Annotated in this window: 16 protein-coding genes; 5 read left to right on the forward strand and 11 right to left on the reverse strand. The window is 53.7% G+C overall.

The window, feature by feature from the left end; translation table 11 throughout:
• Window positions 1-34: 34 nt before the first annotated feature.
• Complete coding sequence (locus J3P35_RS07850) at window positions 35-3,811, reverse strand: tetratricopeptide repeat protein (protein ID WP_210463773.1); 3,777 nt, start codon at window positions 3,809-3,811, stop codon at window positions 35-37.
• 146 nt (window positions 3,812-3,957) lie between these two features.
• Window positions 3,958-4,941 carry a methylmalonyl Co-A mutase-associated GTPase MeaB gene (meaB, locus tag J3P35_RS07855; RefSeq protein ID WP_210463774.1) on the reverse strand — a complete coding sequence of 328 codons (984 nt, stop codon included), beginning with the start codon at window positions 4,939-4,941 and terminating at the stop codon, window positions 3,958-3,960.
• A gap of 209 nt (window positions 4,942-5,150) precedes the next feature.
• Here meaB and J3P35_RS07860 point away from each other — a divergent pair, with 209 nt between their 5' ends.
• Entirely contained in the window at window positions 5,151-5,840 is a 690-nt protein-coding gene (locus tag J3P35_RS07860; protein ID WP_210463775.1) for an NADPH-dependent F420 reductase, read from the forward strand.
• A 27-nt stretch (window positions 5,841-5,867) separates the two neighbouring features.
• Here the strand turns inward: J3P35_RS07860 and J3P35_RS07865 are convergent, their stop codons facing one another.
• Window positions 5,868-7,034 (reverse strand): YncE family protein, encoded by a 1,167-nt coding sequence (locus J3P35_RS07865; protein WP_210463776.1) that lies wholly within the window; start codon window positions 7,032-7,034, stop codon window positions 5,868-5,870.
• A 280-nt stretch (window positions 7,035-7,314) separates the two neighbouring features.
• On the opposite strand from J3P35_RS07865, the gene J3P35_RS07870 reads away from it, so the two are divergent.
• A complete protein-coding gene (locus tag J3P35_RS07870) occupies window positions 7,315-7,746 on the forward strand; it encodes an STAS/SEC14 domain-containing protein (protein WP_210463777.1) in 432 nt (143 codons plus the stop codon).
• A gap of 109 nt (window positions 7,747-7,855) precedes the next feature.
• On the opposite strand, the gene J3P35_RS07875 is transcribed toward J3P35_RS07870, so the two are convergent.
• The 5 genes from J3P35_RS07875 to J3P35_RS07895 form a co-directional block, all read right to left on the reverse strand.
• Window positions 7,856-10,426 carry a zinc-dependent metalloprotease gene (locus J3P35_RS07875; RefSeq protein ID WP_210463778.1) on the reverse strand — a complete coding sequence of 857 codons (2,571 nt, stop codon included), beginning with the start codon at window positions 10,424-10,426 and terminating at the stop codon, window positions 7,856-7,858.
• Between the two features lie 220 nt (window positions 10,427-10,646).
• Entirely contained in the window at window positions 10,647-11,324 is a 678-nt protein-coding gene (locus tag J3P35_RS07880; protein ID WP_210463779.1) for a hypothetical protein, read from the reverse strand.
• Between the two features lie 274 nt (window positions 11,325-11,598).
• Window positions 11,599-12,516 carry a restriction endonuclease gene (locus J3P35_RS07885; RefSeq protein ID WP_210463780.1) on the reverse strand — a complete coding sequence of 306 codons (918 nt, stop codon included), beginning with the start codon at window positions 12,514-12,516 and terminating at the stop codon, window positions 11,599-11,601.
• A gap of 35 nt (window positions 12,517-12,551) precedes the next feature.
• Window positions 12,552-14,684, reverse strand: coding sequence for a methylmalonyl-CoA mutase (gene scpA / locus J3P35_RS07890; protein WP_210463781.1), 2,133 nt, complete (start codon window positions 14,682-14,684; stop codon window positions 12,552-12,554).
• 363 nt (window positions 14,685-15,047) lie between these two features.
• Complete coding sequence (locus J3P35_RS07895; protein ID WP_210463782.1) at window positions 15,048-16,883, reverse strand: methylmalonyl-CoA mutase family protein; 1,836 nt, start codon at window positions 16,881-16,883, stop codon at window positions 15,048-15,050.
• A gap of 341 nt (window positions 16,884-17,224) precedes the next feature.
• Here J3P35_RS07895 and J3P35_RS07900 point away from each other — a divergent pair, with 341 nt between their 5' ends.
• The gene (locus tag J3P35_RS07900; RefSeq protein ID WP_210463783.1) at window positions 17,225-17,974 is read left to right on the forward strand and encodes a DUF72 domain-containing protein; all 750 of its coding nucleotides are present in this window, start codon (window positions 17,225-17,227) and stop codon (window positions 17,972-17,974) included.
• On the opposite strand, the gene J3P35_RS07905 is transcribed toward J3P35_RS07900, so the two are convergent.
• The 3 genes from J3P35_RS07905 to J3P35_RS07915 all read right to left on the reverse strand — a co-directional run bounded on the left by J3P35_RS07905 (window position 17,971) and on the right by J3P35_RS07915 (window position 19,938).
• Complete coding sequence (locus tag J3P35_RS07905; protein WP_210463784.1) at window positions 17,971-18,360, reverse strand: YkvA family protein; 390 nt, start codon at window positions 18,358-18,360, stop codon at window positions 17,971-17,973. The genes J3P35_RS07900 and J3P35_RS07905 overlap by 4 nt on opposite strands.
• A 134-nt stretch (window positions 18,361-18,494) precedes the next feature.
• Window positions 18,495-19,451 (reverse strand): citrulline utilization hydrolase CtlX, encoded by a 957-nt coding sequence (gene ctlX, locus J3P35_RS07910; RefSeq protein ID WP_210463785.1) that lies wholly within the window; start codon window positions 19,449-19,451, stop codon window positions 18,495-18,497.
• A gap of 256 nt (window positions 19,452-19,707) precedes the next feature.
• Window positions 19,708-19,938, reverse strand: coding sequence for a hypothetical protein (locus J3P35_RS07915; RefSeq protein ID WP_210463786.1), 231 nt, complete (start codon window positions 19,936-19,938; stop codon window positions 19,708-19,710).
• A 618-nt stretch (window positions 19,939-20,556) separates the two neighbouring features.
• Between J3P35_RS07915 and J3P35_RS07920 the strand changes: the two genes are divergently transcribed.
• Complete coding sequence (locus J3P35_RS07920; RefSeq protein ID WP_210463787.1) at window positions 20,557-21,327, forward strand: 5'-nucleotidase C-terminal domain-containing protein; 771 nt, start codon at window positions 20,557-20,559, stop codon at window positions 21,325-21,327.
• Between the two features lie 109 nt (window positions 21,328-21,436).
• Entirely contained in the window at window positions 21,437-22,372 is a 936-nt protein-coding gene (locus tag J3P35_RS07925; protein WP_210463788.1) for a bifunctional metallophosphatase/5'-nucleotidase, read from the forward strand.
• Window positions 22,373-22,449: the final 77 nt, after the last annotated feature.

Here is a 22,449-nt window from a genome sequence, read left to right on the forward strand (position 1 = left end):
AGCTTCGGGCTTTTCTGTTTTGGTGAACCAAGGTTTATTTCAGCGCCAACTGCCGGGCATCGGCGGCGATGACTTTCTTGTAGAAGGCCTGGAACTCGGCCATCTGTTGGGGCTGGATGATGTCTTTGGTGAACCTGAGCTCGCGGGTGAACACCAGTTGGTCTTTCACCTTCTTGTAAGTGAGCGAGTACTCGGCCACCGGGCAGGTCAGTTTCACCGATTGTGGTACCTCCGCGAGGGCTTTCTTGGCGGGCAGTGACATGGTGATGGTTTCCCGGTCATGGTCGGCGTAGAGTAGTTGGGTCAGGTCCAGCGGGGTGGTGCGGGTCTCGTTGAAGGTGAAATCGCGGGCGGTGGCTTTGCTGGTCCAAGGCAGGGAGAACAGAGACATGCCGCCTACCTGGGTCACCACATCGTTTGCCTGGTAAGCCAGACGGCAGCGCACGGTGTCCTGGGCGCCTTCCAGCCCTTTGAAAGAAAGCTCCGTCAGTTTCACGCTGGCCATGGAGGCATTAATAGCCTGCTGCACAATCCGCTCGCGCTCCTGCTGGCCGGCATCGCGGTAACGTTGCTTGGCCTCGGCGGCCATGGCCCCGGTTTTGTAGTTTTCCTCCACCACAGACAGTCCATTGTTCACCAACTGCACTTTCACGTTGCGGTCAATGATGTTCTGGGTCCGGACTTTGGGGTTCAGGTGCGAGAGGCTGCGGTTGGCCTGGCTCTGCTCATCGTCAATTTCCAGGATACCGGACTGCAGCATGCCCTGGTACAGACTCCCGAAGGGCAGGAAGTTAGACGTCAGCTCCACGTACATCTCTTTCTCCGGCAGGTTGATCTTGGCGATGCAGTGGTTGAAGTCAATGGAGGGCAGCACCAGGTCATCGTAGCCGTTGTCGCGGGTGTTCACCAGTACCAGTTGGGCCGGCACGCCTACCTCGCGGCACATGGCCACAAACAGCGTGGACACGTCTTTGCAGTCGCCTATTTTGGTGCTGAGCACATCAGACGGTTTCTGGGGCACCAGTCCACTCTGGCGGAACGGGATAGAGCTGTAGGTGATGTTGCTGGTGATGTACTCGTAGATGGCCTGGGCTTTCTGCACCGGGGTGAGGTTCTGCTTACCCACAAATACCTCTTCTACGGCCTGTTTCACCTCATAATCAGGGCGGGCTTTAGCGGCGGCCAGATCGGCGTACCAGTTGGAGATGAACTTCCAGTCGGGGAACGAGGAGATGTACAGGGTCTGGCTTACGTCTGAGAGCACCGGCATCTTGTCCTCGGGCTGCATGCCCGGCTGGTCTTTCTGTTCCCACACGTAAAGCTTGAACTCATCGGCGGTCTGCACCTTAGGCTCCAGGGCTTTTTGCGTCACCTTATACTGGAACTTGGTCTCGGGGTCTACGAGCAAGCTGTAGCGAGTGGTCTGGTAAGGCAGGTAGTGGGTGAAGAAATGACGGTCCCAGAAATGCGAGGCCAGTTTGCCCAGCAGGTGGTTTTCCAGTTTGTAGGTAATATGGATGGCGTCGCCGGGCTCCAGGTTAGTGAACACCAACTGGCCATTGTTGCTCTCGGCGGGCACCTTGTTGCCGTTCTGTTTCACCACTTCGGCCTTCTCCAGGAGCTGGCGCTGCATGTTGTGGTAGTCAATGCCGTATTCCTTCCAGAACTCCACGCCCTGCTGATTGAAAGTCTTTACCACAATGGTGCGTTTCTCCTCAGAGGCGCCGCCTTTGTAGACCACTTTCTGCACTTCGTCCAGCAACACCAGGCTGCTGTGCTCTGGGTATGTGGCCGCAGCCGGGGCTTTCTTGATCAGGGCGTACACATCGGTCTGCGGGAAATAGCTGAACACCTCTTTCTTGTTCTCCAACTGGCGTAGTTCTTTGAGGCTGGTGTAATCAGTAGGGTCCAGTTGAATGGCTTTGCGGTAGGCGGCCAGTGCTTCTTCTTTTTTATCCTGGGCCTTGAGCGTTTTGGCCAGATCGGCCCAGTACTGCCCAATGTAGGGCGAGAGCTGCAGCGTTTTGCGGTAAGCTTCCTCGGCCAGTTTATGGTTCTGGGCCTGGGCGTAAATATTGCCCAGCGTGTGTTGGATGCCCACGGCCACTGGCTCTTCCTGCAGATACTGCTGGTAAAGCTTGATGCCGTTGTTCATGTCGCCTTTGTCAAAGTACACCGAGGCCAATCGCTGCGAGACGGCGTAGGAACGGTTCTCCTTCAGGAATTTCTTCAGGACATTGGCCGCACCCGCCTGGTTTTTGTTCACGTTCTTCTCAATCATGTACTTGAGCTCAATGAACGCCGGATTCTCGGGGTAATTGGTGTAGCCGCGCTCGGCCAGTTTGATGACCTCGTTGAACTGCTCTTTCTTGGACAGGACTTTGATGCGCTTGGTCAGGATAGACTCATCGAAGCCTTGCTGCTGCTCCATCTGGTCCAGCAGGGCCAGTGCCTGGGTGTAGTTCTCCTTCTCCAGTTCATCGTCAAAACGCAGGTCCAGGGAGAAAGGCAGGTTGGGGTCATGCTCTTTGAGCCATTCCAAAGCCGTGGTGAGCGAGGTTCTGTTTTCCTCGCGTTGGTAGGCCTCCAGTTGCCGCATTACAATGAAGCTGCTGGTGGGCACCATTTTCTGGGCCTGGCGGTAAACCCGGCGGGCATCAGAGGTTTTGTCGTTGCGCAGGTAGGTGTGCGCCAGCATAAGTTTGGGCAGTACCTGGGTGGGGTTGACCTGGGTTTGTTTCTGGAAGAATTCCTCTACGGCCAGGGTAATAGGAGTAGGCGTGGCACCGGTGTCTTTGGTATAGGCCTGGTAAGCCGCGGTGGAGGTCAAGCCCTGAATAGGGTTTCCTTTCTCATCTGTGAGGCGCACCATGAAGTTGGAGCGGCCGGCGTAGCTTTCGCCCACCTGCACCAGAATGCGGTTTTGGCCTTTTTTGAGGGAAACAGGCGTTAAATAGGTGTCCACGTCATTGTTGCGCTCCACGTCATCGGCGAAGACCAGGCGATCATTCACCCAGGCTTTCAGAGAACCCGATACGCCCATTCTCAACTGCACAGTCTGGTCTTTGGGACTGCTCACGAAGGTCTGCGCGTACACCGTGGCGTCATTGAAGTAGAAGTGGTAGGTGAAATCGATCCACTTGTCATTGCGGGTAGCCGGCGGCGTAAACCAGGAAACGGTGGCGCCGTGCTTATTGGTGAACGTGGCGTTGGCCTCCGGTTTTCCCAAAGGCCCGAAATCCTTGTTGAACCCGCTGCCCGACATGTTCTCGAACTCGCCCACCATCATCCACTTGTCCAGGGCCCCAATCTGGGCATAAGCCTGGTGGGCCTCCGCCGGCTGGTTTGTGGTTTCATAGTGGCTGCCCAGGATAGACCAAGCCATGGCCTTGAGCGTACCATCGGCTTTGGGGTCTTTCACCAGATTCTTGAGGAAAGCCAGTTGCTCGGCGGTTTTCTTGCCGCCGCCCGCCATAAGGGAAGGGGTGGTCCAGAGCGAGTACACGTAAGGGTAAGGGTTCGGGGATGCCTTGAAGAACTCCTGGAATTCCCGGAAAGCCTCGGTGCCGGGGCGGTCCATGGAAGCCAGCAAAGACAAGCCCAGGTGCGCCTCGGCTTTGGTGCCCGGCTCCAAAGATGCTTTTTTGAAAAGCTCCCGCGCCTCTGTCCGTTTGTTGTCATGGAATTTGAGCCAGGCCTCTTCTAAGGGGGTGGAGGCAGGCGCCGCCATGGCCGGAAGGCCGGGCAGCAAGTACACCACCAGCAGCAGAATGGCAGCCAGTCGGCGGGAAAAGGAGGGTGCGGTACGCATGAGTGAAAAGCTGAAGTAATTTCTTTCTATAAATTACCGCAGATTCTCAGAAGTTACCAAGCCGATATAAATATTTATAGGAGAGCTCTAAAAGCGAGTCCTGTTTTGGGGCCGATTTAAGTAAAACAGGCTTAAAACCAGAAGGGTTACGTTAACAGCCGGAACAACTCCGCAGCCGCGGCAAACGGCGATTTCTGTCCCTGCGTCACCTGCCCCGAGACTGCTTCCCACTGCGCCTTCACCGCCGGATGCTGGTAGAACCGTTCCTCCAACTGCTGCCGGATGCTGTGCCGAAGCCAATGCAAATTCTGCTCTTGTCGCCGATGCTGGAAATAGCCGTTCCCCTGCGTGAGCTGCACATATTCCGTCACCAATTCCCAGATAGGCGCCAGTCCGCTTTTCTCAAACGCCGAGCAGACCGTCACCCGGGGGCTCCACTTGGACGCACCCAACGGAAACAGATGCAACGCGCCCTGGTACTCGGCCTGGGCACTGGTGGCAGCGGAGAGGTTGGCACCATCGGCTTTGGTGATAGCGATGGCATCGGCCATTTCCATGATGCCTTTCTTGATGCCCTGCAGTTCATCACCGGCGCCGGCCAGCATCAAAAGCAGGAAGAAATCCACCATCTCGTGCACCGCCGTCTCCGACTGGCCCACACCCACCGTTTCCACAAAGATCACGTCAAAGCCCGCCGCCTCGCACAGCAGAATGCTCTCGCGGGTACTGCGGGCCACGCCGCCCAATGTTTTGCCGGCCGGCGAAGGCCGGATGTACGCCTTGGGATTAGCCGAGAGCGTTTCCATGCGGGTTTTATCACCCAGGATACTGCCACCCGTGCGCTGACTGGTGGGGTCAATGGCCAGCACCGCCAGCTTCTTGCCGTGGTGCTCCAAAAGGTAATTCCCGAAGGCCTCAATAAAGGTGCTCTTGCCCACGCCCGGCACGCCCGTAATGCCCACCCTAACTGATTTCCCCGCGTGCGGCAACACCAGCTCCATGACCTCGTGGGCCAGGGCCTGGTCAGAAGGCAGGGTACTTTCTACTAAGGTAATGGCGCGGCTCAGGAGCACCCGGTTCCCGGACAGGACTCCGGCGGCATACTCGTCTGGGGAAAATCGTTTAGGCACTCGTTTAGGGGCTGTTTTCAGAAAAGTACGCGAAAAATACGAAAAGGACGCCTAAGAATTTCAAGACGCCCTGGTAAGGAGGGGTAACCGGAAACTGGAGTGGAAAAGGCTTAGGCCTGGGAACAGGTGGGTATACCTTAAGGAACCTACCCCGCATAGGGGTAAGACATAGCTGGCCGAATCTTATTTCAAACAAACTATTCATAGACATGAAAGTAGCTATTATTGGAACCGGGCGCATGGGTAAGGGCCTGCTCAAGACTTTATACCAAGCCTACGGCCAAAATGTATTGTTTACGGGCCGAGACGTAGCGCACGCCCAAAGGACCATAGAAGAACTTGGCCTGCTCTTAAAGGCAGTACCGCAAGAAGAGGCACTGCAAGCCGATGTCATCATTCCCACCTTATGGTTCAGCGACCTTTTGCCTTGGGCGCAGGAACATAAAGAGGCCTTGAAAGGGAAAATAGTCATCGATATCTCCAATCCTTTCAACGAGAATTTCGATGATTTCACCACGGGTTATGACACTTCCGCGGCCGAGGAACTGCAGAAAGTCATCCCAGACAGCCAGGTGGTGGCTGCCTTTAAGAACACGTACTGGGTGGTGTTTGATGACCCGGTGCTGCAAGGCCTGAAGAGCGATGTGTACGTAGCCTCTAACAGTGACCAGGCCAGAGAAACCGTGCTGCAGCTCCTGAAGCCGCTGCCCTTCAGGGTTCTGGATGCTGGTCTATTGAAAAACAGCCGCACCATTGAACGCATGACGCTGCTTTCTTCAGAACTGGCAAGGAAGGCGGGTAGTCACCCCAGAATCGCCTTTAACCTTTGGGGACTGGAGCATGAAGGCTTGCCCAAAGAAAAGCAAGACAAAGCTATTGCCTTGAATCCAGTGCCCTAAACATGGACCCTTACCAGCAACGAAACCTTACTTGGTTGGCAGCACGGCACTGGTGGAGGGAGCCAGGTTCTGGAAGTAGAAGGCCGGGAAGTTGGGCAAGCCCAGGGCGCTTTTCTGGTCACCCAGTTTGATGCCGGCGTCTTTATAGTCGCAGGCCTCGCCCAGGGCGTTGGGGTTCCGGATCACGCCCAGCCAGGTGCTGTTGTTGCGGGCCACGTAGATGCGCCCATCCGGACCGAGTTGCAGGGCGCCGATTTTACGGCTCATGCTTTTGGCCACTTGTTTGCCCGAGTGGATGATGGCGTCATTGGTACCGGCTGCCAGGTCAAACTGGAAGATGCGGGCCTCGCCACCGGCAATGCCGTTCTTGCCGCCGTAGAGTTTGGTGCCATCGGGGGAGAATTCCACGCCGTAGGCTTCATCGAACTTGCCTAAGTCCACAGCCAGGGCCAGTTTGCCGTTCTCGTTGTTGAAATCAAAGACCTCAATCTTGTTTACCGCTGCCCAGGTGGCTACCGCCAGTTTGTTGCCGGCCGGCGAGGCTTTCATGTACCCGATGGTGGCGCCGTTGTCACCGGAGTGGATGCTGCCCAGGTGGCTCTCCACGGGTTTGAAGGTGATACCATCGGCGGTGATGAGGTAGGCGTAGAAGGCTGAGCTGTTCCAGCGGTGCGTGATGATCCAGAAGTCGCGGCCGTTGCGGTGTTTCACGGCGGTGAGTTTCTCAGTGACGGGGGCAAAGACCAGGTTGTTTTTGGAGACCACTTCGCCCAGGCCACCGTTGCGGCTCAGGTCAATGAGGTGGTACTGCAGACCGTGGCTCTGGCCCTGGAAATCGGTGGTGAAAAGGTAGTAGAGGTGCGAGGTGCCGGGTTTGGGCACAATCACCGAGGACTGGGTGGAAGACTCGTGGCCTTTGAGCGAATCGCCGTTGGCCATGATCTGCTTGTTGCGGTTCCAGACCTGCATGCCGTTGGTGTAGAACAAAAGGTTGCCCAGCGCATCTGACAGCACCGCGCAGCCTTCCTCACTGAACATCTTACCGTCTTTGAGCGGCTGCGGATTGGCCGGATCAGCAAAGGACAAGCCCGCGTTTTGCCCGAAATACCAGGTGGTCACTTCTTTCTGGGCCTGCGCCGTCAGGGAAAGAAACCAGAAAGGAAGCAGGAGCAAAAGTCTATTGATATTCTTCATCTTCACGTAAGCAACGCTGTTTCAACAGCAGAATTCAAAGATTAGGCCAGAGTCTAAATAACGCCATCGCCGGAATTCTATTGGGGATAAACGAAGCTTTTTAAGGGAAACCCCTCTTAGGGGACGTAACAAACTGGCGCCTAGGTTTCTTTTTGGTGGTTTTTCCCTCAAAATCCGCCGGACCGGAGAACCTAATCAGGCAAAAAAATGTAGCTTGCCTAAGAATAGGAATAAAGAACCAAGGAAAAATCATTCTGCTATTCAGCCCATGCCCTCCTCTATGAAGCAAGAAGTAAGAAATTCATTGGGTAAGCTCTTTCTTACCACCCAATATGAGCCGGCGCACCACTGGGTCTATAACAACTGGATCGGGTACCAATCCTTTGACAGTATTGTGCAGGGCGCCAATGTCTGCCTGGGGCTTATTGCTGCTTCAGGGAGTGCCTGTCTTCTCAACGATAACCGGGAGGTGTTGGGTCCCTGGAACCATGCGGTGGAGTGGATTGCGTCTGACTGGACACCCCGTGCCGTGGCCAATGGGCTGCAGTACTTTGCCCACGTGGTCAGCGACGATTCACTTGCCAAAGTCTCCAGCGAGGAAATGCACCAGAAAGTGGAGGGGTTTGAAATGCGGATGTTCTCAGACATAGAAGAGGCCAAAAGCTGGCTTAACGCAAAGAAAAAGCTGGTGCCCACTCAGGCCGGAAAGTAAAGCGATTTGGGGCTGTTTTCTGAAAAGAAGCCCTGAAATGAAAATAAAAGGCATAAAAAAAGCGGCTCCGTTTAGGAGCCGCTTTTTCTGTTTTAAGGCCAAAAGAAGCTTAGCTTCTTGGGTTCAGGGCTTCGTTGATACGGTCAGAAAGATCCAGCAAGTGGTAGTTGCTCAGTGAATCTGCCTGGTTAGCCGCCGATGCTTTGATCAGGTTGTTGATGTTGCGCAACTCGGCTTTGGCCACGGAAACCACATCGCTGGTGCGGGCATCCATGGTTGGGGCTGCGTTACCGCCTCTGCCGCCTTGTGCTGCCTGAGCACCCGCTGGGGCCGGAGCCGGTTTCACCAGGTCAATCAGTTCCTGCACGTACATCTTCTGCAGGTTACGACGGTACACGTCAATGGCCTGCTTGTTTTTCACTTCTCTGAAGATAGAGCCGTTCATGTCATTGAAGAAGTCGGTTACCTTGTAGGCCTTGTCACCGTCCATGGCTTCTGCCGCGATGAGCTTGGTCAGGGTGTTGTTGCTGATGAGGCGGTTCAACACGGCCTGCTGGCTGCGGGAAACCACTACCATAGGGTTAGTGCCGGTGTTGTTGAGCACGTTTGGCGCCAGTAACCAGGTAGGGGTAGAGAACAATTGCTTGTCCAGGAACGTCATGGCTTCTTTCTGGGTGGCTGCTGGCGTGCGCTCATAAATCACGCCTTCCTGCTCTACCGTTTTGGGGTTCTCATAGATACCACCTACGTTCTTGGCTACGTGGCCCATGTAGCGGTTGAACTGGGTCGTCAACTGACCGTACATGATTTCCAGGTTCTCATAGCCTTCGTTTTCTTCTTTGGTCCACTCCGGGAGTTTGGCCAGGATACGCTGCAGGTTTTTGATGCCGTACTCAGAAGCTTTCATGGCGTTATCACCCAAGTCTTCGTTCTGAGAGTGCGGATCGTCTGGGTTGATCTCCGTCCCGAACCAGTTGCGGCGGTTCTTCAGTTTCTCCATGGTCATTTTGTTGAGCATAGGAATCTCGGCCGTTGCGTTTTTGGCGTTGGGCAGAACCCGGTAACCCCACTCAATGGCCCACAGATCATAGTCGCCAATTCTTGGGTAAATCCCTTTGGAGGTGATGTTGTCTTCTGGCTGGGCCACGTAGTTGAAACGGGCGTAGTCCATGATAGAAGGGGTATGGCCGTTCTGCTCCACCCATTTCTTGTTGCGCAGGTTCTCTACCGGCACCGTTGAGCTGGAACCGTAGTTGTGGCGCAGACCCAAAGTGTGCCCAACCTCGTGCGATGACACAAAGCGGATCAGATCGCCCATGAGCTCGTCTGAGAACTCCATTTTGCGGGCGCGTGGGTCAATGGCGGCCGTCTGGATAAAGTACCAGTCATGCACCAGTTTCATTACGTTGTGGTACCAGTTGATGTGGCTTTCCATGATCTCGCCGCTCCGTGGGTCAGAGATACTTGGTCCGCTGGCGTTGGAAATCTCCGATGGCTTGTACACGATGGCCGAGTGACGGGCATCGTCCAGGCTCCAGTTCGGGTTCTCTTTGGCGCTTGGGGCTTCTTTTCCGATGATGGCGTTCTTGAAACCGGCTTTCTCAAACGCTTTCTGCCAGTCATTCACGCCGGCAATCAGGTAAGGCACCCATTTCTTCGGCGTAGCCGGATCAATGTAGAACACGATAGGCTCTTTAGGCTCTACCAACTCGCCGCGCTTGTATTTGGCCATGTCTTTTTCCTTCGGCTCCAGTCTCCAGCGTTTTACCATCTGGATTTCTTTCACGCCCTGCGGATTGGCATCGAAGTCTGTGTAGCCTACGGTGAAGAAACCAACGCGCGGGTCAAAGTAACGCGGCTGCATGGGTTTCTTAGGCAATACCACCATGGAAGTGTTCACCTCAATGGTAGAAGAACCGTTCAGGTTGGAGTTGGCAGCACCTGCGCCGGCCGGAGCCGCCCCGAAACCGGTAGTAGGAGGGGTGAGCACGTACGTTTTCACGGAGGTCACTTCCACGTTCTGCGGGAAGCTGCGCACGTTCTGGATGTAGCTGCGGTCTGGGATGAAGTTACCCAACCGGATGCGGGTTTTGGCCGCCGCGTTGCTGAAAGAGAAAATCTCGTTCTCGCCTTTGATATAGTCAGTGACATCAATCACGCTGCCTTTGTTGCCCGGGCTGTACGCAGCCACGTTGAAAGCAGCCACAATGGCCTGCACGTTGGAGCGCTGCACGCTCTGGTACATAGACTTGGTGCTGTCTGGGCTGTAGGTGGCGTAAGAGATTTTGCGCATGAATATGCGGTCATCCGGACCTTTCTCAAACATGATCACTGAGGACCCGATCTGGTCACCGGCGTAGCCTGAGGCGGCGCGTACTTCGGCACCGGCTTTGGAGATACGGTTCACCACCAGAATCTCGCGACCCAAAACGGAGTCTGCCAGCTCAAAGAAGTACTTGTCTTCTACTTTGTGGGTCTTGAAAAAACCAGATTTGGATTGGGCTTTGTCGGTGATGACATCGGCGTAAGCCTTGGGTTTGGCTTTCTGGTTGGCTGTGCCTGCCATACCGGCGGCCCCGGCTACCCGACGCGTAGAATCGGCGGGCTGGGTCCGACCCTGGGCCATGGCTATCCCGGCGAAGGAGGAAACCAGCCCCAGCGTCAATAAGAATTTCTTCATACTAGGTTTGCTTGTAAGTTGTGTAAAGGGTTGTGTTTGGTGTGGAACTCACGCAGCCTTAGACAAAGCTTACAATCAGAAGGTTTAATGCCGGAAAGAAGAAAAGTAGAAAAATTTGAAGAAGTGGGTTTAGGGTCCGTTTTTGGATAACAAGGCCTAAAACAGGACTATTTAAGCAGGTGAAATCTTCACCCTTAGAGCCTTGATGAAGGGTCAAGGCTTATACTGCTTGTATCTGATAGGTGATCTCTGCATACTTATTGCCTTGGGTAATGAGCCCTTCGGTCACGCCCAGCGCATCAAAAGTGTTGTCAAAGGAACCCTGTACCAGAAACAGCTGATCATCTTTGTTCGCTTTCAGTAACTTGGCCGTCAACGCTAGGACGAAATCTGTGGCCCCGGAAATCAACGCAATCTGTGGCGCTCCCAGGGTGGTGATTCCGGCAATGGCGTTTTTGAAGTTTTGGAACTGCTGGTTTTCCTGTACTTCCGCTACCACGGTTCCCATGTCTCTGGCGCCACCGTCAAACTCCATCACCATGAGACGGTAGTCTAAAAAGCGGGGAATTTTGCCAGGGGTGTTTCGGTAGCAGGTCAGGCCTTTGGGCCCCAGGTCCAGGTGCGATTTGTTTTTTACATTTTCAAAGACCATGGTCTGCAGTTGCAAAGGCTCGGCGGAGGCGTCATCTGCGATGACCGTGACCACGTAAATCTCACCCCGGCCAATCTCCCTTTTCCGCTTGATGTACACATCCTTGAGCTGGAAGCGGATATCAGTGGTGGCCGGAGGGAGGCCTGTTACGCCAATAAGGCTTTCTTCCGTGGCTTCCTGGCTGAACACCATGTCCCTAATGCGTTTAGAAGGACTGACAATTACATCTGGGGTAAAGGCTTCCATTAGAGTATAGATTTTGTTTATAGCTTATTTTATGAAAACTACCATGAAGACACACCCTCTTTCAGGCAAGGGGCTTCCGCTTTTTTAGTTATTAATATAGAAGTATGTATTTGAAATTCAATAAAAAGGATTGTGCGGGTATAATTAATATTGATCCTGCTTTTCTTGAGTATTTTTCTAACGAAAAAGAAAATTAGATCGGTGAGAATATATTTCTGAATGAGTTCAAGCAATGTTACACCAACTTCAATGCATAAGCGCTTCTCATCAAGGCTTACTCCTCCTCAAAGAAATCTAAATCCACCTTTTTTACCTCGTAAGACTTAGCCACGGAAACACCTAAGTTGTAGTCAATCATGTACTGGGCTAACTGTTGACCATCAATTAAAACAATCTTGGTTTCATTTCTTGGGGTATAGGCTATGGCATCGGCAGAAAACCGGGAAGTAGTAATAAAGACTCCTTTCTTGGCTCCTTGTCCTGCCAATGCGCCTACGAAGCTTTGAATGTCAGGCCTGCCAACTGGGTTATTGTCCCATCGTTTTGCTTGGATGTAAATGACATCCAATCCAAGAATATCTTCTTTGATTATACCATCAATACCGCCGTCACCAGATTTGCCAAGTGCTTTTCCAGCCTCCCTGAAAGAACCACCATATCCCATCTTAACTAACAATTGGACTACTAGTTTTTCAAAGAAAGCTGGAGACAAGGCTTTTATTTTGCTAAGTATTTCCTCCACCAACTCTTGCTTGATTCCTTGGTAGGCGTTCTCTAGTATTTCTTCTGGAGTTGCAGTTGATTCAGTAATCGATGATTGTTGTGCTGAGCCAGAACCGTTTGAATTAGTAGCTAATTTAAATTCTATAAATTCAGGAAATTGATTTAAGAACTTGACATTGATTGAAGACGGATTTTGAGCTAAAACTTTCCTACCTCTTTCAGTGATGTTGAAAAAAGACTTCTTTGAGGATTCTAATAATCCAGCCTTCTTAAGGTAAGTAGTTGCCCAGCCTACTCTGTTTGAGAAAGTAGGCTGGGTACCACTTGGTAAAAGTTCTGTTAGGTCCTCTTGAGATAAGTTGAAATAAGTAGCAAGTGCCTCTACAGCTTCTCTTGTTTTGTGTTCTTTGTTATCTGAAGTCAACTTCAGAAGTGGGAGCATGATTGATTGGTAATCAGGAATAGCCATTGTTCTTCTTTAGAACCTCAATATACTTTATTCCATTATCCCTTCATCAACTTCTCCAGAATCTCCTGGGCAGCCACGCTAATCACGGTACCCGGCCCGAAAACCCCGGATACCCCGGCATCATACAGGAACTGGTAATCCTGGGCGGGAATCACGCCGCCGGCGATGACCATGATATCTTCACGACCCAATTTTTTCAACTCAGAAATCAAAGCGGGAATCAACGTTTTGTGACCGGCAGCGAGGCTGCTCACGCCCACCACGTGCACGTCGTTTTCGGCGGCTTGCAGGGCCACTTCCTCCGGGGTTTGGAACAATGGGCCTAAATCCACGTCAAACCCGAGGTCGGCGAAGGAGGTGGCGATGACTTTGGAGCCGCGGTCATGGCCGTCCTGGCCCATTTTGGCCACCATGATTCTTGGTCGGCGGCCTTCCTGCTCCGCAAATTGGTCGGCGAGTGCCTGGGCCTTGCCGAAGTTCTCGTCGTCTGAAATCTCTGAACTGTACACGCCGGATATGGATCTGATGGTGGCCCGGTGACGGCCGAATACTTTTTCTAAGGCATAGGAAATCTCGCCCAAGCTGCAGCGCACGCGGGCGGCATTGATGGCCAGTTCCAGCAGGTTGCCCTCGCCGGTCTCGGCGGCTTGGGTAAGCGCATCCATGGCGGCGAACACGGCGGCCTCATCACGGTTCTCGCGGAGCTGGGCAAGACGGGCCAACTGGGCTTCGCGCACGGCGGTGTTGTCAATGTCCAGAATCTCCAGGTGCTCCTCGGTTTCGGGACGGAATTTGTTTACGCCCACAATCACGTCTTTGCCGGCATCAATGCGCGCCTGCCTTCTGGCCGCGGCTTCCTCGATGCGCATTTTGGGCAGACCGGTTTCAATGGCCTTCGCCATACCGCCTAGGCGCTCCACTTCCATAATCAAATCCCAGGCGCGGTGCGCGAGTTGGTGGGTAAGGGCCTCCACGTAATAAGAGCCACCCCAGGGGTCTACGGTCTTGGTGATATGCGTTTCCTGCTGCAGGTAAATCTGGGTATTACGGGCAATGCGCGCCGAGAAATCGGTGGGCAGGGCAATGGCCTCGTCCAGGGCGTTCGTGTGCAAGCTCTGCGTTCCTCCCAGGGCGGCTGCCAAAGCCTCCACGGTGGTGCGGGCTACGTTGTTAAACGGGTCCTGCTCGGTAAGGCTCCAGCCGCTGGTCTGGCAGTGCGTGCGCAAAGCGAGGGATTTATCGCTCTTGGGGTTGAACTGCTTGATGAGCTTGGCCCACAGCATGCGGGCGGCACGCATCTTGGCGATCTCCATGAAGTGATTCATGCCGATGGCCCAGAAAAACGACAAACGCGGCGCGAAGGTGTCAATGTCCATGCCGGCGGCCAGACCGGTGCGCACGTATTCCAGGCCATCCGCCAGGGTGTAGGCCAGCTCCAGATCAGCGGTAGCCCCGGCTTCCTGCATGTGGTAGCCACTTATGGAGATGGAGTTGAACTTGGGCATGTGCCGGGAGGTGTACGCGAAGATATCGGCGATGATCTTCATGCTGGGCTCCGGCGGATAGATGTAGGTGTTGCGCACCATGAACTCTTTGAGGATGTCGTTTTGGATGGTGCCGCTCAGTTGCTCCGGTTTTACTCCCTGTTCCTCGGCGGCCACAATGTAAAACGCCAGAATAGGTAATACAGCGCCGTTCATGGTCATAGACACGCTCATCTGGTCTAGCGGAATCTGGTCAAACAGAATCTTCATGTCCAGGATGGAGTCAATGGCTACGCCGGCCTTACCCACGTCGCCCACCACGCGCGGGTGGTCTGAGTCATAGCCCCGGTGGGTGGCCAAGTCAAAGGCCACCGAGAGCCCTTTCTGCCCGGCAGCCAGGTTGCGGCGGTAGAAGGCGTTGGATTCCTCGGCGGTACTGAAACCCGCGTACTGCCGGATGGTCCACGGGTTCTTGACGTACATGGTGCTGTACGGCCCGCGTAGGTACGGCGGAAGGCCCGCAGCAAAGTCCAGGTGCTCAAAGGCGGCCGTGTCTTCTTGGGTGTAGAAGTTCTGCAGCGGCAGGCGCTCAGCGGTTTTCCAGATCTTGGGCTGCGCTTTGGGCTCGTTTCCTAAAATGGAGCCTTGAAACGTAAATGGTATCTTAGTGAAATCTGGTTTCATGTGTTCGTATCATGTAGCAGGTATCAGGTAACTGTATGCCTGCATGAATTATCATTGGTAAAATTCCGGCTGTTTCCCGCTTTGGCCTCCCTTATTTGTCCTCCTGAAAGGATCTTGTGGGCGAACTGTAATTAAGGCAACTAAGTGCAAGAGTCTCCGCTTCGGGTTAATTGGCTTTGTCAATCCTACCTGCAGTTATCGAAAGCAGGGATGCTGTTTCATCGCTCTTGTCTTTCCAGTTTGCCCACAAGATCCTTCCAGGAGGACAAGTAGGAGGGAGGTCTCCTCATGGAGAGGATTGTATCAAAACATTAACTCAGGACTCAGAACTCAAGACTCAGGACTGATGACGCGCCCCGTGCGTCAAACACCCAAGCGCTCCTGAATGCGGGTAATAATTTCCTTCGTATCACAGCCCCTGAAGAGGAAATCATCAAAGCCATTGGCCTGGAGCTCTTCTTTCAACTGCATGGGGTCATCGGCCAGGATCAAGGCTGGGCCCTGACGGTGTTGCGCGCGCATGCCTTTGGCGAAGGCCTCCGCGAACTCATTGAACTGGCGTTCCGGTGCGGCCATGACAATGACCTGTACATCCAGATCCTTTACTTTGGCCAAAGCAGTGGGAACATCCTCAAACTTGAGTACCTGGGTGGTGAAACCCGAGCAGGTAAAGAACTCCCGGGCGAAGGTGGCGTGGATGTGTTCCTGGATGGCCGTGCCCATGTGCACCACCAGGGCGTGCGGACGCCGGTTTTTCTTCCGGAAGTGCAGCTCGGTGGCCAAACGCATGACTTCATAGGAGTACGCCCCGCGGGTATTGTCAAAGTGTTTACTCTGGATCAGCTTCTCGGGGTCATACTCATGCTGCTCCTTGGGGTTGGGGAACTTGTTCGTGCCCACAATCACTTCTTTGGCGCTGGCAATGTCCTTGAATTTCTGGCTGCTGGTTTCCTTGATCAGTTCCTGGATGAAACCGGCGTTAGAGGCCGGGATAAAGCCTCCCTGGGCCTCAATCTCCTGGAACAGGGCCCAGGCTTTCAGCGCTATCTGCCGGGTAAGGTACTCTATATAGTAAGAACCGGCCGCCGGGTCAATGGCCTGGTCCAGGTAGGCTTCTTCCTTGAGGATGATGGGGATGTTACGGGCGATGCGCTCACTGAACTCATTGTCTTGCCGGAAGGTGGAGTCAAAAGGCTCTACCTCTAAGGAATTTACGCCGCCAATGATGGCGCTCATCATCTCGGTGGTGTGGCGCAGCAGGTTGGTGTGCGGGTCCAGGGTGGTTTGGTGCCAGCGCGAGGTGGAGGCATGGACGCGTAAGGCCGAGGCCGCTTCGGTGGGTACCTCGTAGGCTTCCACTACCTTGGCCCACAGCAACCGGATGGCCCGGAACTTAGCGATCTCAAAAAAGTAATTGGTGCCTGCGGTCAGGTGAAACTGCATGTTCCGGAAAACACTCTCCGCCGGCAGGCCTTGCTGGGTGAGGCCGTTGGTGTAACACACCGCAATGGCCAGGGTAATAGCCAGCTCCTGCACCAGCGTGGCACCTTTGTTACTGAAGTGCGATCCGTTGATGGTGAGGGCGTAGAAGTTGGGCGCGTCCAGGGTTTGTTCCAGCAAGTGCATGGCATGCTCCATGTCCAGCTGCTTATAGCTCTCCGAGGACAGAATAGGGGAGCATTTCAGGAAACCGTTAAGCGTGGCCAACGAGATCCTTTTGCGGTGCAAACCGGTAGTAAGGTGGTGGAGAAAATTAGCCGCCTCGGTGGAGACGGTATAGGAGACCGGCACTTTGGTCAGGTCAATCTCCTTGATGAGGTAGTCCACGTCAAAATCATAGCCGTTCTCCATGATGAAATGGATGCCATCTGCCCCGCGGGTGAGCGCCGCCGCAGCTTTGTCTATGGCTTCGCGGCCCTTGCCCGAGGAGAAGATGGGCTGGAGGTTCACCCAACTGTTCTTGTCGGTTTTGGCGGTGCGCAGGTACGGGAACTGCCCCGGGGTGGTGTTGAGGGTCCCACTCTGCGGTACGTTTGATTGGGTATAAAAAGGCGCGACGGTGATACCTTCGTAACTCTGCCAATGCAGGTCAGCTAGGTCGGCTCCTTTCAGGTCTTGTTTTATTTTGGCAACCCATTGCTCGGCCGTAACCAGGCCAAACTCGGGGAATAATGCCTCAGATGAGGTAGGGTTTGTCATAAAGAAGGCAGGCGTATGATGTGGTAAAGATAGCTTTTTGCCTGAACTGTTCTACGGCTGCCGCCTGGTTTGCGATGAGCGTTTTACCCCTGTTTTAAGCAAAACAGGCCCTAAATGAGCCGGGTGTCTGTCAATTACCTGCATTTTCTTTTTACGGAAGGTGAAAACAGCTCTACCTCCCTAATTTTTTAGCAGCTGGGTTTATAATACGGGTAAACTGGCTTGGGCCTGATCCTATTCTTCTGCTTTAAGATTAAGAGGTTCCTGTTTGTGGGCTGATTTTCTCGAAAGAGGCTCAAAGTGGTCAGAACCTCTCGCCAAAATCTGCGTCTGTATGCAGCATGGATATTGCACATGATCAATTGTACATCGGAACCTCGGGCTGGAGTTATGCGTGGCGGGGGATTTTCTACCCGGAAGACATCAAATCGGCGGAGATGCTGCCTTTTTACGCCCAGCACTTCAACTGCACCGAGGTGAACAGCAGTTTCTACCATTTCACCATGGAGAAAACCATCCTGAAGTGGCTGGAAAGTACGCCTGCCCATTTCAAGTTCGCGCCCAAACTGCACCGCTCCATCACCCACGAGAGCCGTCTGCAGAACGTGGAGGACCCCTTGCGCAAGTGGATGGACCGTTTCCTGCTCATGGGCGAACGACTAGGACCGGTGCTGGTGCAACTACCCGGATCCTTCCACTATAACGAACTCATCGCGAAGCACTTTTTCACCCTGCTCCGCAACCTGTACCCCACCACTGTTTTCGCGCTGGAAGTACGGCATGCGTCCTGGCACACCGAGGAAGTCCTGGAACTGCTGGAGGAATTCAATATTTCATTAGTGGTGATCAGTGCCGGGAAGAAATGGCCAGCCTTGGCAACGGCTACCACAGATACGGTCTACATGCGTTTGCACGGCCACGAGCAACTATACCGGGGCGCCTACCCCGAGGAGGAACTGGAACGATTTGGCTACATGGCGCAGGATTGGCTTCTGGATGAAAAAACCGTCTGGTGCTTCTTCAACAACACCATTGGGGGTAACGCTACCTCAGACGCGAAGAAACTGCAGCAAGTGATCTTGAATCTTTAGCGGTTCTGGTACCAGCGCCAGGCCCAACTTCCGGCCCACCAAAGCGCCAGCGTCCACATAAGAATAATAACGGCGGCGGCCCATTTGCTGTGTTTGAACCGAGGTGCCCCTTCTAAGGCAATTTTCTGGCAGTATTCTTCCATTATATCGTCTGGCAGCAATTTAATGGTAAGCCAGACACCCAACGGAAGCAGCAGCAGGTCATCCACATAACCCAGAACCGGAATGAAATCAGGGATCAGGTCAATGGGGCTGAGGGCATAGGCTACGGTAAGGGCGCCCATGGCTTTAGCGGGCCAGGGCGTCCTGAAATCCTGGATGGCCAGCGCCACTGCCCAGACATCGGCCTTCAGGCGTTTCGCCCACCTTTTCAGTTTCTGCCACACTATTAATTGACGGTTTTGCCTGTAGGGATGGAAAGCGTTTTAGGCCCCCTTTTCAGAAGATGGGCTGTAAACAGGATTGCTGATTGTTCATTGCTGATTGTTGTTTTTTTCGATCAGCAATGAACAATCAGCAATTAAACGAAGATCTCAGCCAGCATGCAGCGGGCGCTTCCTCCGCCATGGGCTTCAATGGTGCGCAGGTCTGAGCGTACGATCTTGGTGCGCGCGTTCAGGTCCTCAAACTGGTCTTTGCGCAGGGCCTTGTAGCCTTTGTCTGACATCACCAGCACCGGTTCGCCGGCCTTGTTGCGCACCTGCAGCATGTTACCCGCCATTTTCTTCACCTGGGCCAGCGACAAGTCTATGATCTCTTTGCCCGTGTCTACCAGTGCCTCCAGTAAAATACCCTGCTCTTCCTCATCGGGGATCGCCTCCAGGCACACGAGCGCGAAATCGGCGCCGATGCTCATGATCACGTTGGTGTGGTAGATGGGCAGGCCGTTGGCATCAACCGCATGGAACACGATGGGGCGGAAGTCCAGCGCTTCGCAGAAAGCCTGTAGCGGTTCCAGGTGGGTGCGCTCTGAGAGGCAGGCGTAGGCAATCTTGTGCTGGCGGTCCAGCACCAGGCTACCGGTGCCCTCCAGGAACTTGCCTTCGTTCTCAAAATGGGTGAGGTCTATGACCTGAGTGAAGGGCAGGCCGTGCTCTTCCTTAAGTTGGGTTAGCAGATCAGGGTGGCGCTCCAGGCGCCGGGTGGGGGAGAGCATGGGATACAAAACCACCTTGCCGCCTTTGTGGAAGGAAATCCAGTTGTTGGGGAAAATGGCATCGGGGGTGGCGGGGTCTTCCAAATCGTCCAGTACTACCGCATCTATGCGGGCAGCCCACAGTTTTAACAGGAACTGGTTGAACTCATCCAGGGCTTTCTGCTGCACCTGGGCGGCGGCACCCGCCGGCACCTCCTGCTGGAAAGCGTTAGTGGCTGCGGTCTCGGGGTTGGCCCCGAAATGGGCGGGGCGCACCAGCAATACCTGAGAGGCAAGCGGCACGTTGGCGTGGGACGGTAGTTTGTTTTCTGGTTGTTGCATGGCAAGGCCTGGTCTTTGGGTTCTGCAAGATACGGCAAAACGATGAACCACGCACTTTGCCCGGCAGAAGGCGGCGTCTTAGGGATTTGGAGTGATTGTAATTTGAAACCAACGGCTGTTTAAGGCCTGTTTTCCGGAAATCGGCCTTAAAAGAAAATCCCCGTTCCCGGGCTTTTCAGGCCTTGGAAACGGGGAAGATGGTGGGGATATGGACGCTTTGCGGTTAAACTAAGGTTACTTAAGTGCAGGGGCCTGGTTACTGCTGCCCGGCTGCCGCGGATCTGTTACGCCAGAAATACCGGAAGCAACGGCCCATGATACCTCTGAAACGCTTGGGGAAAGTGGCCCGGCACCAGCGCTTCAACTCCCGAATCTCGTGGGTGAGCAACAACCGAAGGCATTTCCTGAACTCTTTTTCAAATAACACTACATCAAAACTAACTTTCAGTAAAATGAATTTACTGTACTGCAAATAGGATGTGGTCATAGTAGTGATGGTTTTTTGATTGGGTGATGGATGGTGAAAAGTCTGAAAGCCCCAACTTTCCCTTCTACGAAAATCAAAGAAAAAGAGTAGTCCGGGGAATCAGGTAGAACCTGGTGTTTTCCTGTATTTACGTTGAAATGGGCAGGAAACGGGGGTTCCGTGCGGGTAGTGTAGTACGGGCGAGTGGAAGATCAGTTTCGCCGGGTGCCCGTGCCGTGACCAGCGGCGAAACGTAATGGGATAACGCGCCCCAAAGCGGGGAAATTGCCATGGGTGAAGGCCATTGGGGCGTATGTGCTTTGTCATCAGGCCGGTGCACAGGACATGGGTTCTGAAACAGTTGGGGCTGCCGGTTTCCGCATTCTGGAAGAAGAGTCCTGATGTTTTGGGCCATAATTGGTCTCTGCGCTTGTAAACCTATTGCATACAATTCTTAACCGAAGTGCAACAAGTATAGAAATAAACTAATTAAAAGTCAAGGGGTTGAAGGGGCGTTGGCTTCGATAGGATGATGGCCTTTAAACCGGGTTTTGCCGTAAGATAGCCTTGTGAAGACCTAAACGCGGTTGGCTTTTTCAGGCCATGGCCCGTACCTTTGTTAAAATTCAGTATTAATACATGTCTTTATTTTCGGATTTCCGTACTCGTCACATTTCTCTGAGTGTGGGAGTAGCCCTGGCACTGACGGGCTGCCAGAAAGAGTTGGTTCCATCCGCCAGTCTTTCCCCCACCACCGATATCCCGGTCAACACCCAAATCACCCCAGATTCCACGGCTGAGCGCACCATCACGCCTTACCGCACGCGGGTAGACCAGACCATGAACGAGGTGATTGGCCAGGCCCCCGAAGCCATTAACCGCGGCGAGATTGAGTCGCCGCTGGGCAACCTGGTCGCCGACCTGAGCCGCACCCAGGTAATGGCCGTGTACGGCAAGCCCATTGACATGGGAGGCATGACCAACGGCGGCCTGCGCAACCCCATAGACCAGGGCCCCATCACCGTGGGCGACGTGTTTGAGCTCATGCCCTTTGAAAACGAAATGTTGGTTCTGACGCTCTCCGGCGCCACCGTGAAGGAGATGTTTGACTTTGCCGCGCGCACCAAGATCCTGTTCGTGGCCAATGCCACCTATACCCTGCGCAACGCCAGGGCCGAGGAAATCACCATTGGGGGCAAGCCTTTTGACATCAATAAGACTTACACCCTGGCCATCTCAGATTACCTGGCCAACGGCGGAGATAACATGGGTTTTCTGAAGACCGCCCTCAAAGTAGAGAAAACCGGTCTGCTAGCCCGTGATGCCATCATGAAAGAAATCAAGCAACGTACCGCCCAGAACAAACCGGTAACCGGCGCTAAGGACGGCCGGGTGAAAGTGGTGAACTAAATTTGGAGATGAGAAGATCTGAAAATTTGGAGATGATTTTTAATCTCCACATCTCCCAATCTTCAAATTTCCAAATCTTCAAATCCCCAAATTTCCAAATTTGAAAAAGATGAATCGTCGCGATTTTATAAAGAATACGGTGGCCGGAACGGCGGGTCTGGCTTTGTTGGGCCTGCCGAGCCTGGGCAATGCGGCTGCTGCCCCTATCAAACTGACCATTCTGCACACCAATGACATGCACTCCCGCATTGATCCGTTCCCCAATGACGGGCGCAAGAACGGAGGCATGGGCGGCATGGCTCGCCGGGCAACGCTGGTGAAGCAGATCAGGGCGCAGGAACCTAACGTGCTGCTGCTGGACGCCGGTGATATCTGGCAGGGAACACCTTATTTCAACTTCTTCGGGGGAGAGTTGGAGTACAAACTCATGACCCAGATGGGCTATGACGCGGCCACCCTGGGCAACCATGACTTTGACAATGGCCTGGAAGGGCTGCAGAAACAGTTGCCGCACGCCGGTTTCCCGTTCATTATCTCTAACTATGATTTCTCAGACACCATTCTAAAAGGCCGTTTCCAACCTTATAAAGTGTTTGTGAAGGAAGGCGTGCGCGTGGGCGTGTTCGGGCTGGGTATCCAGTTGGCTGGTCTGGTAGCCGATAACAACTTTGCCGGCACCAAATACCTAGATCCGGTGGAAACGGCCCGCAACATGGTGAAAACGCTGCGAGAGCAGGAGAACGTGGATTTGGTAATCTGCCTCTCGCACCTGGGCTACACCTATGAGTACGACAAGATCAGTGACCGCAAACTGGCCCAGAAGGTGAACGGTATTGATCTCATCATTGGGGGCCATACCCATACGTTCCTGGATGAGCCCGAAAAATTCACCCACGCAGACGGGCACGTGACCCTGGTGAACCAGGTGGGCTGGTCGGGTATTAACCTGGGCCGGATAGATTTTTCTTTTGATAGAAAAAGCAGGTCAAAAACGGCTAGCACGGCTTCTGTGCTGCCTTTGAATGAGAGTGTCATAAATTCGTAATCTTCAAGTTTTTTTCTCTCAACTTTTTTTTCATTTTTGTAACCCCCTCAGAAATTCGTCACTCAATAAAACGCGGG

Source organism: Rufibacter roseolus, from assembly GCF_017916365.1.
Lineage (GTDB): Bacteria > Bacteroidota > Bacteroidia > Cytophagales > Hymenobacteraceae > Nibribacter > Nibribacter roseolus.

Excerpts from the sequence above, each read along its gene's own strand:
- J3P35_RS07915 (WP_210463786.1), bottom strand. The coding sequence starts at position 19,938 with ATGACCACATCCTATTTGCAGTACAGTAAATTCATTTTACTGAAAGTT.
- J3P35_RS07925 (WP_210463788.1), top strand. The coding sequence starts at position 21,437 with ATGAATCGTCGCGATTTTATAAAGAATACGGTGGCCGGAACGGCGGGT.
- J3P35_RS07895 (WP_210463782.1), bottom strand. The coding sequence starts at position 16,883 with ATGACAAACCCTACCTCATCTGAGGCATTATTCCCCGAGTTTGGCCTG.
- ctlX (WP_210463785.1), bottom strand. The coding sequence starts at position 19,451 with ATGCAACAACCAGAAAACAAACTACCGTCCCACGCCAACGTGCCGCTT.
- J3P35_RS07850 (WP_210463773.1), bottom strand. The coding sequence starts at position 3,811 with ATGCGTACCGCACCCTCCTTTTCCCGCCGACTGGCTGCCATTCTGCTG.
- J3P35_RS07920 (WP_210463787.1), top strand. The coding sequence starts at position 20,557 with ATGTCTTTATTTTCGGATTTCCGTACTCGTCACATTTCTCTGAGTGTG.
- J3P35_RS07865 (WP_210463776.1), bottom strand. The coding sequence starts at position 7,034 with ATGAAGAATATCAATAGACTTTTGCTCCTGCTTCCTTTCTGGTTTCTT.
- J3P35_RS07875 (WP_210463778.1), bottom strand. The coding sequence starts at position 10,426 with ATGAAGAAATTCTTATTGACGCTGGGGCTGGTTTCCTCCTTCGCCGGG.
- J3P35_RS07885 (WP_210463780.1), bottom strand. The coding sequence starts at position 12,516 with ATGGCTATTCCTGATTACCAATCAATCATGCTCCCACTTCTGAAGTTG.
- J3P35_RS07880 (WP_210463779.1), bottom strand. The coding sequence starts at position 11,324 with ATGGAAGCCTTTACCCCAGATGTAATTGTCAGTCCTTCTAAACGCATT.
- J3P35_RS07870 (WP_210463777.1), top strand. The coding sequence starts at position 7,315 with ATGAAGCAAGAAGTAAGAAATTCATTGGGTAAGCTCTTTCTTACCACC.
- scpA (WP_210463781.1), bottom strand. The coding sequence starts at position 14,684 with ATGAAACCAGATTTCACTAAGATACCATTTACGTTTCAAGGCTCCATT.
- J3P35_RS07860 (WP_210463775.1), top strand. The coding sequence starts at position 5,151 with ATGAAAGTAGCTATTATTGGAACCGGGCGCATGGGTAAGGGCCTGCTC.
- J3P35_RS07900 (WP_210463783.1), top strand. The coding sequence starts at position 17,225 with ATGGATATTGCACATGATCAATTGTACATCGGAACCTCGGGCTGGAGT.